Genomic DNA, 11,569 nt, shown 5'->3' on the forward strand with positions numbered 1-11,569 from the left:
TTATCCCGCTATTTGCGGACAGTAAGACCACCACTAATTAAATTTCCATTTTATTACATTTGAATATTACTTATGAAATTTCACACGCTCTTCAAGTGGTTGGAATTCTTTTTCACCTGGTGCAGCTGTTGGATTACCAAATGGCATTTGTGCAATTAGTTTCCAATTAGCAGGAACATTCCATTCTTGTTTTACCTCATCGTCAATTAATGGATTATAATGTTGTAAAGATGCCCCTAATCCCTCTGCTTCTAAACCTGTCCACACGACTAATTGGTGCATACCTGATGCTTGGTGTGACCAAATTGGGAAGTTTTCAGCATATGCAGCAAATTTTTCTTGAAGCGATTTAACGATAGCCTCATCTTCAAAGAATAGTACTGTTCCATAACCAGCTTTAAAAGAATCCATTTTTTGTTGCGTTCCTGAGAAATCTCCATCTCCAACTACTTTTCTTAATGTTTCAGTTGTAATATCCCATAATTTATCATGAGCTTCACCAAATAATACAACTAATCGCGCAGTTTGAGAATTGAAAGCTGATGGAGTATATTTCACAGCAAACTCCACAATTTCTTTAATTTTTTCATCCGATACTTGTACCTCTTTGTTAATTCCATAATAAGTACGTCTTTCTTTCAGTGCAGTATAGAAATCTTTTGTCATAATTCATTTCCTCCTAAGTTTTAATATTCTTCAAAATGATACATTGCGAAGATAATATGAGTTGAAATGAGTTCATTTTTGAACCATTGAACACCATAACACCAATTGCTAGTCATTCTGAATCTAAACCACTGCTTCTTGCCTCAGTTTCCCTAAAAAAACACTTATAGCATCATTGATACAATCTAGTGATCATTCGGTATTATTTTACCCATTCTCTATTCATGTATCCTGCTTGTTTCATATTTACACAAATATGAAAATAACCTTAAATTGCTGGTCAAAAAAGCCAGGTAGCATGAATAACACATTACCTGGCTTTTTACATTTTTAATTTAAATTCAACTAAACATTACCAATGAATAGTAGTAAAAACTATACCTGTCACTTATTTAATAATTAACATCTCATAAGGATGTTGTTCCATAAATCTATTCTCCCAAGGAATCTCTAATGATGTCCAATTTGAACCACCGTCTACTGACTGATACACTCCTTTATTGCTAAACAGATAAAACGTTCCATCACTTGTTGCCTTTAATACTGGTATGATTGTGCCTTTAGGAGTTGGTAAACCTACATTCATTTCTGCCCAAGACTGATTTTTTTCTTTCTTATAAATAAATGATTCACAATTTCCATTATTGTAATCATGCGCTACGTGTGGATTTGAAGATGTCGCGATAATAATATTTTCTGGATCATTTGGGTTAACTGCCATTTGATATGCGTAATGATGCTTTAGCCCGCTACACATATAGTTCCAAGTCTTACCTCCATCATTACTCTCCGCATACTCTTGACCTGGTTCTTTCAAGAATGAATCACCTAACACCCCGTATAAACGATTTGGCGCATCGCCATGTGATTTAAGAATGTGAATATCTTGAGGATAGTTCCCCTCTTTTTCCTCAGTCCATGTCTTACCTCCATCTACACTTTTAATTAATCCGCCTACCTCAATAGTCGTATAAATAGTTTCTGGATTATTAGCATCAATTTCAATATGTTTTACATGGTGTGTATATGTTCTTTGAGGAAAGAACCATGATGCATATGATGGCATTTGTCGATAATCAGTTAGCAGCTCAAAACTGTCTCCTCCATTTTTGGATACGAACATTGCGCTCGGTTCAGTTCCTACATATACAATCCCGTTACCGTCATCCCCCTTCGCTGGAGATACAGAAACTGCTGTAATAGCTCTCATATGAATAGCATTTGCTGGGAACACTTCACCAAAGGAAGGTAACGCACCAATCGCTTCCCATGAACTTCCTCCATCTTTACTTCTCCATAATCCCCTGTCAAAGGTACCACAATACATTCTTTCTGGATCGTATGGATCTGAAGCTAACGCAACCGGATTCGCACCTACAAACTGCGATTGGACGCTCCATGTTGAGTCTTTTTTTTCTGCAATTACAAGTTCTCTATCAAACGCTAATATGAATTTTTCCATTACTAAAATCTCCTCGCTTCATGAATTTTCTACTATGTTATTTAAATTTTGAACATTACAAGTTAAGAGGTTCATTTTGCATGCTATAGCATACAAAAGATAAATTTTATAAGCAATATGTGATTAAAAACTTACATTATATAATTTGTTAACTTCACATCAGTATAATGAACAAGATGTCCTGTTAACTCATATAAGTCCATATGCCACCTCTAAATAAATCGCAATTTACATGCTATAGCATATATAATATAGAATCCATTATTTTATGTCAAACTTTAATACTGTTAATCAGTTCTTTAGCTCGCCTAAAGTAATTTAAAAGTCATAATATAAACAGAAACATTTTATTGTCTATTCAATAAAAAAAGAGTGCAATTTTTGCACTCTTTTTACTCATTTCTATTAGAAATCAAAGTTATCAGGATCTGGACCAACGCGGTGATTTTGATTTAATGCATCGATTTTTTCCATATCTTCTTTCGTTAATTCAAAGTTAAATACATCGGCATTTGCAATAATGCGGTGCTCTTTCGTTGATTTTGGAATTGTGATCACTTCATTTTGAAGATCCCAACGTAAAATCACTTGTGCTGTTGTTTTACCATGTTTCTCAGCAATTTCTTGTAATGTTTCGTTATCTAATAATTGACCTTGCATAAGTGGTGACCATGCTTCCATTTGAATACCTTGTTCTTTACAGAAAGCTTGTAATTCTTTTTGTGTTAAACGAGGATGGTATTCCACTTGGTTGATCATTGGCTTAATTTCCGCATCTTTTATTACATCTTGTAAGTGATGAATTTGGAAGTTACTTACGCCAATTGCACGTACACGCTTTTCTTTATAAAGTGTTTCTAACGCTCTCCACGTATCTTTATATTTCCCTTCTACAGGCCAGTGAACAAGATATAAATCTAAATAATCTAGTTTTAATTTTTTTAAACTCTCTTCGTATGCAGCAATTGTTTCTTCATATCCTTGATCTGCGTTCCATACTTTTGAAGTGATAAATAATTCTTCTCTTGAAATACCAGTTGCTTCAATACCGGCACGAATCCCCTCACCTACAGCTGTTTCATTTCCGTAAATTGCAGCTGTATCGATGCTGCGGTATCCTGCTTTAATTGCTGATTTAATTGCTTCTACAAGTTCTGGTCCTTCTTCTACTTTAAATACACCTAAACCGAACCAAGGCATTTCTACACCATTACTTAATACTGTTTTACTTTGTAAGTTTTTCATTTTATTTTCGCTCCTTTTATTTTACTTGATCTCTTTTTTCTAATGTCATACTCCATGCTGTTAAAATAACAGCACCTACTACCATAATGCCGCCTACCCAAGCTGTATGAATTAACCCTAACGAGTTCGTTACAATACCGCCTAAATAAGCACCAAGAGCAATCCCAGCATTAAACGCTGCAATATTAATTGCCGATGCAACATCGACAGCACTCGGTACAAATCGTTCAGCTAACATTACGACATATACTTGTAACCCTGGAACATTCATAAATGCGAATAGCCCCATTAAAATAATAGTGATTAACCCAGCTACCTTAAATGGTGCCGTAAATGTTAAAACAAATAATATAATCGCTTGAATAAAGAACATGTAGAATAGCGCTCGAATTGGATTATGATTCGATAATTTTCCGCCAATCACATTTCCTATCGCAATGGCGATTCCATACACTAATAAAATGATAGTAACCGTATTTGCTTTAAATCCTGTTACTTCTTGTAATAACGGAGATAAATACGTAAATGTTACGAATGTTCCCCCATATCCTAATGCAGTAATAATGAAAACTAGTAACAGTCTTCCGTTCGTAATCAATTTAAACTGATCGCGGAATGATACAGACGTACCTTTTTTCATATTAGATGGAATGAGAATACTATTTGCGATTAAGGCAATAATTCCAATTACTACAATTGCTAAAAATGATGTTCTCCAGCCAAATTGTTGACCAATAAATGTTCCAATTGGTGCCCCTGTAATAGTCGCAACTGTTACGCCGGTAAACATAATTGCAATTGCACTAGCACGTTTATTTTCTGGGACAAGTGCTGCAGCAATCGTTGAACCAATTGACATAAACACACCATGCGAAAGTGCAGAAACAATTCGCGCAATAAGTAATACAGTGAAACTTGTTGCTACCGCTGCGATTCCGTTACCAATAATGAAAATAATCATAATCCACATTAATAACGTTTTTCGTGACATATTAGCTGTTAATGACGTTAATACTGGAGCACCAAACGCTACACCTAACGCATATAAAGAAACTGTTAAACCAGCTGTTGTAACCGACACATGTAAATCTTCCGAAATTGATGGTAATAAACCGACACTAACAAATTCAGTTGTCCCAATCCCGAACGCACTAATTGCTAGCGCTAATAACGCAAATATACTTCTTCGATTCGTCTGAACTTCTGAAGACAATGCTGTATATGAATTCAATTGAGCTCCCCCTCTTCCCTATAATTCCTATCATAATAGTGAGATAAAAAGGCCCTTTTATCTTCTAAAAAATATATTTGATCTCTACAAACGCTATTATGAATGGTTGCATTCTCTTTTTAGTACCGTAAAGCTTGTCCCTCTCCTACATGTACTATTATGAAATATATTTAACATAATGAATAGTACGCACTTTAAAGTGCTGTAGGTACTAAAAAGTAACATAGTTAATTGCTCGTACCATAAATCTTGTTTCCCTCTCACATGTGCTATTATGTATGATATTTAACATAATAAAAAGTACGTACTTTAAAGTACTATAGGTACTAAAAAGTAACATTTATATAACCTAACTTATTTTGCTCAAAAATTGAAATCTACATTCCATGAAAAAGACTTTCAAATGAAGAAATACACTTTTCCCGTAGAGGCACCTTTAGAGGACATTACTTAAACATACAAAGGATCATGTTCATTACCACAGACAAATAATAAAAAGGCAAAAACGAACAGAAATGTGTTCATTTTTGCCTTTTTTATTTAACGATTAAAATGTACGACTTTTGGAAAGGAAATCTGCATTAGATCCTGTTACACCACTTTGTCCCCAGTTCCCTGGAATCATTTCACGAATAAGAATTAGCACTTTATCCAAAGGTGCATGAGTATATTTAGATGTCACTTGTGTAAGTTCTTTTACCCACTTATCCTTTGTCTCTTGATCAAATGTATTCCATATATCAATCTTAATAATAGCCATTCCATTAACGTTACAACCTGGTGTATCGTAAGACTCTTTTGTCTCCCAATCGGACACCCTACTTTTCTCAGCAAAGGTAGCATCACTTGCTACAGCTCCAGCTTTCCCCCAATTTTCTTTCTCAAGTTCCGTTATCAACACTTGAATTTTGTCAGGGACAATTTTTAATAGTTTTATTGTAAGTTCCGTTACATTATAAATAAACGCCTTCTTTTCTTCTGTTGACATGGTTGGCCAAGTATTTAGCTCAATTAATGGCATAGTGTTGCCCCCTAAAATTAATTATCTATTGACTCGTTACAACTATTGGTTCAAATGATTTTTAACTGCTCTTACTACCAATTCGTGATCTTCTTCTGGTGGTAATCCTGAAACTGTTATCATTCCAATAACCCCTACGTTTTTTATTCTGATAGGAAAGCATCCACCAAACGCAGCATATTCCGAAGTATCTAAAAGATATTTTTCATTATATGAAATCCCAGTTATTTCACTTTGTATCTGCATATAATACGAGCTACGATCATGCAGGGAAACGACTCGTTTTTTACGCTCAATCCATTTCGTATTTTCCTCATTTGTCCCTGTCATCTTGAAATGAAATAATTGCACACCATTTTTCGTTATATCAACAGCAATCAATTTTCCCTCTCGCTTTGCTGTTTCAACGATAAATAAACCTAGTTGCAAGGCATCTTCATTTGTAAAAGAGGAAAATTGAAGTGTTTCCTCCTCTGTTAAAATTTGTTTACTTATTTCATTCAAATTTGAAGTGCTCATATCTTTAACCTCCATAATTGTTTTATGCCACACCGACATTTTTTCGAAATTATTAGGCCATATAGTACAACCCTTCAATCAATCTGATTCTAAATAAACTGCTGTAACATCTTTGGTAACTAGTAGTACCGTAAAGCTTGTTTTCTTCTTACTGGTGCTATTATGAATGATATTCAAAGTTATAAAAAGTACGCACTTTAAAGTGCTATAGGTACTTTAAAGTACTATTCTACTTATCCCTATCTTACAGAGACTATTATGAAATATATTTAACATCTTAAAAATGTATGTACTAAAGAATAATATTTTTAATCACTAACTTTTTTGATCAGTCGTTATAATTCAATTTCAACAAAATTTTTATCAATTATTACACTATCCAACAATAGGAGGAAACAAAGATGGATGAAAATATATCCAAAAGCTGAAAAGCAGTTGAGTCCCTTGAGGAAATAGTTATAATTCACTACTTATAGAAATAGGCATACAAAAACGCCATCCTTTCCTATAATTCTACAGAAAGAATAGCGTATTTTTCAAAAATGAGTTCTTTTATTGAGAAACTTTGATTCTAAATCATACATAAAAGGGCAATCAGTGCTAAAACAGCCGGAAGTCCTTGTTTCACAATAATTGATTTATTAGATGTGAAACCTCCGAAAATAGCTGCTATCACCACACAAATCACGAAAAATAATTGGATCATATAACCAATTGGATTGAGCCCAAGTACAAGTCCCCAAATGAGACCAGCCGCTAAAAATCCATTATATAAACCTTGGTTTGCAAACATAATGGCTACGTTTCGATCTCCTTCTAAATGCTTCGGTAATTTGAAAGCACGTTTCGCTACTTTTGAATCAATAAAAAACATTTCAAGGATCATGATAAACAAATGTTCTAATGCTACGATCCCGACTAAAATAGCTGCGATTATTTCCACACTATTCGCCCCCTACACTCTCTATTCTTTAATATTCTCTACATTTTTTTGCATCTGTAATAGAATATGAATAAGTATTTTGCGTTCTTCTCCACTGATATTTACGAACATTTCCTTCATAAAATGTTCCTTTTCTTTCTTGTCAAAATATTAATTGATATATCAATTATTGATACATCAATTAATATATATATCTCTTTTTATTTTTGCAAGTTTTTTTGCTCAATTGGTTTTATTTTGTTCCAGCAACTTTAAACCAATTCAAAACATCAGTTCGCATTTCTAGAAATCATAATTACTTTAAGTTCATTCTGACAATCATATTTAACTAAATATATAAAAGAATTGAGTTATATCTCCATCAATTTATAAAAATTATTTTTTTCTAAAAACAGATACTTTACGTTTTTTATAGTAATAAAAATTTTTTTGTTTCAGAGGCAATCCATTTTGTTAGCTTGATGGGCATAGGATAGCACCCATATGACGAACCAATTATCTTTCAAGAAGACGGCTAGAAATCTGGATTTGGCACAGGCGTTGCCTACTTCCGTGATCCAAATGGTACTAATTTAGAGCTTATTGCTCCAAAAGGTCCATTTAGACGTGACTAATTAAAATATATTAATACTAAAAAACCACCTTTATGAGAGGTGGTTTTTTGTTGCTAATGGTCAAGATTAATATTGGGGTCTGATTGACACCTATTCCTTTTCCATATCTTTCATCATACCATCGAAAGAATAGTCTTATAGCTATTTCAAATATTTCGGCAGCACTATATCGCTAGCAAGCTAAAATTTCATGGTACTCCCCAAAAAAATCTGCTGAATCATAACCAAAAGTTCATTTTATCATTTCGAGGTAATTCGAAATTCTTAAGTTGTTGGGCACAGGGTACAGCTGAAAAACAGTGTATATTCATTAACTTCAAACTAATTTTGATGTAACAAAATTGTATTTATACCTTTTTAACAAATTCAGATTTTAATTTCATAGCTCCAAAACCATCAATTTTACAATCAATATCATGATCTCCATCAACTAATCGGATACTCTTTACTTTTGTACCAATTTTTACAACTGATGAAGTTCCTTTTACTTTAAGATCTTTAATTACTGTTACAGAATCACCATCGTTTAAAATATTTCCATTTGCATCTTTAATTACCTTTGTATCTTCACTATTTTCAGCTTCTAATTCTAAAGTCCACTCATGAGCACATTCTGGACAAACAAAAAGATTCCCATCTTCGTAAGTGTATTCTGAATTACATTTTGGACAATTTGGTAAATTAGACATATTTTTATTTCCTCCACTCGTTTTCGTGTATTCTATTAAATAAATATTATTTTAAATTTCCCTTTTTCGTTTAAATATACGGGAAATATTCTCTTCTTACTGTTTGATACTTATTTGTTGAATGTATAAAAAAACTACTTGTTCACACCTTGTAAAAAATCTTCTCCACATTCTCCAAAGCAAACCTTCTTCTTCTCTATTTTTTAATAAAATGATGAAAAAGTAGATTAAATCAAACAAACTTTGTATGTGAAGTGAAATTTTTAAAAATCTAATGCATTTACTTTATTCTTTATTGTATTGATTTCCTGAGATTGCTGAGAAAGCCCTGTACACTCATGAAAAGCAAAATGCTTACACCCTATACATTTTTTTGTATTCAGATGTCCTAAAGCACAATTAATTGCTTCCCCGGTATGATCAAAAAAGTTTTCTTTCCCAATTTCAGCATACAATCCATTCTTATCTAGATTGGCTTTTAGCTCTGATTGAATTCCAGAAATAAGAAGTACGCCACCTTGTTTTTTGAAGTGCTGAACAATATTCCTAAAGTAAGACTCTCCTGTGGTATCAATAAAAGGAACTTTTCCCATACGTAAAATTAAAACTTTAGGTTTATAATGAATAGTCGCTAAAATATTTTGTTCAAATGTTTGAGCAGCCCCAAAGAATAATGGCCCTTCTATTGTATAAATACTAATTTGTGGACAATCATGAGCTTTATTTACCACATGCGATAACAATTTTTCATTCTTTTTTGTATGATCAGGAAGCACTTTAGATATAACAAGCATATTACTCATACGTTTTGTAAACAAAATAACAGCTAAAATAAGACCAATCTCCACAGCTGTTGTTAAACTAGTAAATACAGTAAGTAAAAATGTTACTAGTAATACAAGGGAATCTCCTGTCTTCATTTTGAGTATGTGATAAAAATGTTTTTGTTCGCTCATATTCCAAGCTACCACCATTAAAATGGGAGCCATACTAGCAAGAGGAATATGTGAAGCATATGGAGCTAACAGTAAAAGTGTCAATAACACAAATCCCCCATGAATAATACCCGACATCGGAGATACAGCCCCACTCTTAATATTAGTCGCTGTACGAGCAATTGCTCCAGTTGCTGGAATCCCGCCAAATAACGGGGTAACAATATTTGCAATCCCCTGACCGACAAGCTCTTTGTTACTGTTGTGTTTACTATTTGTCATACCATCTGCCACGACAGCGGATAAAAGCGATTCAATTCCACCGAGCATCGCAATAACAAATGCAGGACCAATTAACTGTTTTATACGTTCTAATGTGATTTCTGGTATATCAAACTGAGGAAGTGTATTTGGAATCGTGCCATATGCTGTACCAATAGTAGGTACATGACCTGAGAAAAATACAGTTGCAATTACAGTTGAAATAACAACACCTACTAATGAACCAGGCACTTTTGGTAAAATCTTTGGTGTTATGAGTATAACAAAAAAGCAAATCAAAGCAGTTATAACACTATAAAAATTGGTAGTACTGATATGAGTGAAGAGTTCCTTCAAATTCGCTAGAAATTCCTCATGCTTTTTTATACCTGTTAAACCTAAAAAACTAGCAATTTGTCCCGTAAAGATAATAACAGCAATACCTGAAGTAAAACCAATTGTTACAGGACGTGGAATAAACTTAATTAAAGAGCCTAGTTTGAAGATTCCCATAAGACATAAAATAATTCCAGCTAACAAACCCGCGAGTAGTAAATTTTCGTATCCATAGGTAATTACAACTCCTAAAAGAATCGGAACAAAAGCACCTGTAGGTCCTCCAATTTGATACTTCGAACCACCAAACAGTGAAATGAGTATTCCAGCAATACAGGTTGTATAAATCCCATACTCTGGCTTAACACCAGAGGCTATAGCAAAAGACATAGCAAGTGGAATCGCAACAACTCCAACAATCATTCCTGAAAGAAGATCCTTTTGAAAATGTGCTAATGAATATCCTTCAAACCTTCCTGTAAATAACTTTCTCATTACAAACCCTTCTTTTCTATTTTTAATAGATCTGGATTACAAATGTATTTCTCGGTCCCTTATACAGAAAATTGTCCTTTTCACAAAAATAAAAAACATCCTAATATTTACTATATGTTTTACTTAAATGACACTCCAATTCACCTATATCTCCACCTTGTTGTACATAGGATTTCAATCTTTCTGCTAAACGTTCTCCGGCTCGACTATCTAGCTTCTTTATATCAATAAACGATCTAATCCTTACCTTATCTGGAGTAATATCTCTACGAAACATTTGTCCTGGAATTTCACTCCAAAAACGATTCCATTCATCCAGTAATCCTATTTGATCAAATAAAAAACCTTGAATTCCACATAACCAAGCTGTACAAGCAGTATTTCTTTTTCGACATCCAACTCCATCTTGTAAATGTTGGCATGAAAAACAACAAGAATTTCCACTTTTTATACAAACTTCACAAACGTAATGAGCTCCTAATGAGCGAAATGTTTCAATTCCATGTTGGATGATATCTTCTTTCTTAACCTCAATACTCAACCTATCCCTCCTTAGCCATCATTTCACTTTCTGCTCCATCTAGCTCTTCTAACATTGAAATCGCATCAATTAAATGGTTGTTAAAAATCTTCCGTGCAACCACCAATAAATCCACAATAATAGGGTCTCGTAAAGAATATAAAACTCTTTTTCCATCTTTCCTACCAACAACAATATTTTTTGAACGTAGTACACTTAATTGCTGAGAAACAGCTGAGCCTTCCTTATTTAAAATATCTTGAATTTCATTTACGCTTTTTTCACCTTCTGACAATAATTCTAAAATACCTATTCGCAAAGGGTGTGCTAAGGCTTTAAAGAAATCTGCTTTAAATTGTTGCATTTCGTTTCCCATTGAAATCCCTCCGTTACTTTTCCTCAATTTCAAAAAGTATCATATACATCTTCAAATGTTTGAATATGTATATGATACTTTTAAAACCTCGAATTTTCAATACAAATTTTACAATATTAAATAAGCATCAAATAGAGAAATATACTATTCAAATTCAGGTTCAAAATTTATTATCCAAAATAAAAGCGCCTAACATATTAGGGATATATAATACGTTAGGCGCTTGATATTTAAAATTTTCCGATTTAAGTCTTGA

The 11,569-nt window shown here is 33.3% G+C and carries 11 protein-coding genes and 1 pseudogene; 1 reads left to right on the forward strand and 11 read right to left on the reverse strand.

The annotated features are described in order from the left end of the window. Nucleotides 1-66: 66 nt before the first annotated feature. From DN399_RS16445 to DN399_RS16475, 7 genes are all read right to left on the reverse strand, one after another. Nucleotides 67-666 (reverse strand): nitroreductase family protein, encoded by a 600-nt coding sequence (locus DN399_RS16445; RefSeq protein WP_000158938.1) that lies wholly within the window; start codon nucleotides 664-666, stop codon nucleotides 67-69. A 388-nt stretch (nucleotides 667-1,054) separates the two neighbouring features. After that, the gene (locus DN399_RS16450; RefSeq protein ID WP_149149825.1) at nucleotides 1,055-2,128 is read right to left on the reverse strand and encodes a WD40/YVTN/BNR-like repeat-containing protein; all 1,074 of its coding nucleotides are present in this window, start codon (nucleotides 2,126-2,128) and stop codon (nucleotides 1,055-1,057) included. A gap of 405 nt (nucleotides 2,129-2,533) precedes the next feature. After that, nucleotides 2,534-3,373, reverse strand: coding sequence for an aldo/keto reductase (locus DN399_RS16455; protein WP_053563934.1), 840 nt, complete (start codon nucleotides 3,371-3,373; stop codon nucleotides 2,534-2,536). A gap of 16 nt (nucleotides 3,374-3,389) precedes the next feature. Then, nucleotides 3,390-4,604 (reverse strand): MFS transporter, encoded by a 1,215-nt coding sequence (locus DN399_RS16460; RefSeq protein ID WP_149149826.1) that lies wholly within the window; start codon nucleotides 4,602-4,604, stop codon nucleotides 3,390-3,392. Nucleotides 4,605-5,151: 547 nt separating this feature from the next. Next, entirely contained in the window at nucleotides 5,152-5,625 is a 474-nt protein-coding gene (locus tag DN399_RS16465) for a tautomerase family protein (protein WP_023522568.1), read from the reverse strand. A gap of 42 nt (nucleotides 5,626-5,667) precedes the next feature. Then, a complete protein-coding gene (locus DN399_RS16470; protein ID WP_140159223.1) occupies nucleotides 5,668-6,183 on the reverse strand; it encodes a heme-degrading domain-containing protein in 516 nt (171 codons plus the stop codon). A gap of 532 nt (nucleotides 6,184-6,715) precedes the next feature. Then, nucleotides 6,716-7,087 carry a DUF1304 domain-containing protein gene (locus DN399_RS16475; protein WP_078994367.1) on the reverse strand — a complete coding sequence of 124 codons (372 nt, stop codon included), beginning with the start codon at nucleotides 7,085-7,087 and terminating at the stop codon, nucleotides 6,716-6,718. Between the two features lie 479 nt (nucleotides 7,088-7,566). On the opposite strand from DN399_RS16475, the pseudogene DN399_RS16480 reads away from it, so the two are divergent. Beyond that, nucleotides 7,567-7,701: pseudogene (locus DN399_RS16480) on the forward strand (VOC family protein); the annotation flags it as partial. Between the two features lie 347 nt (nucleotides 7,702-8,048). On the opposite strand, the gene DN399_RS16485 reads toward DN399_RS16480, so the two are convergent. The 4 genes from DN399_RS16485 to DN399_RS16500 all read right to left on the reverse strand — a co-directional run bounded on the left by DN399_RS16485 (nucleotide 8,049) and on the right by DN399_RS16500 (nucleotide 11,313). Beyond that, entirely contained in the window at nucleotides 8,049-8,390 is a 342-nt protein-coding gene (locus tag DN399_RS16485) for a zinc ribbon domain-containing protein YjdM (RefSeq protein WP_000067658.1), read from the reverse strand. A gap of 263 nt (nucleotides 8,391-8,653) precedes the next feature. After that, complete coding sequence (locus DN399_RS16490) at nucleotides 8,654-10,417, reverse strand: SulP family inorganic anion transporter (protein WP_001228485.1); 1,764 nt, start codon at nucleotides 10,415-10,417, stop codon at nucleotides 8,654-8,656. A 100-nt stretch (nucleotides 10,418-10,517) separates the two neighbouring features. Further along, nucleotides 10,518-10,958 (reverse strand): DNA mismatch repair protein, encoded by a 441-nt coding sequence (locus tag DN399_RS16495; RefSeq protein WP_149149827.1) that lies wholly within the window; start codon nucleotides 10,956-10,958, stop codon nucleotides 10,518-10,520. 1 nt (nucleotide 10,959) lies between these two features. Then, nucleotides 10,960-11,313 carry an ArsR/SmtB family transcription factor gene (locus DN399_RS16500; protein ID WP_006924203.1) on the reverse strand — a complete coding sequence of 118 codons (354 nt, stop codon included), beginning with the start codon at nucleotides 11,311-11,313 and terminating at the stop codon, nucleotides 10,960-10,962. Between the last annotated feature and the right edge of the window lie 256 nt (nucleotides 11,314-11,569).

The sequence above is a fragment of the Bacillus sp. AR4-2 genome (genome assembly GCF_008274865.1).
GTDB classification, from domain to species: domain Bacteria; phylum Bacillota; class Bacilli; order Bacillales; family Bacillaceae_G; genus Bacillus_A; species Bacillus_A cereus.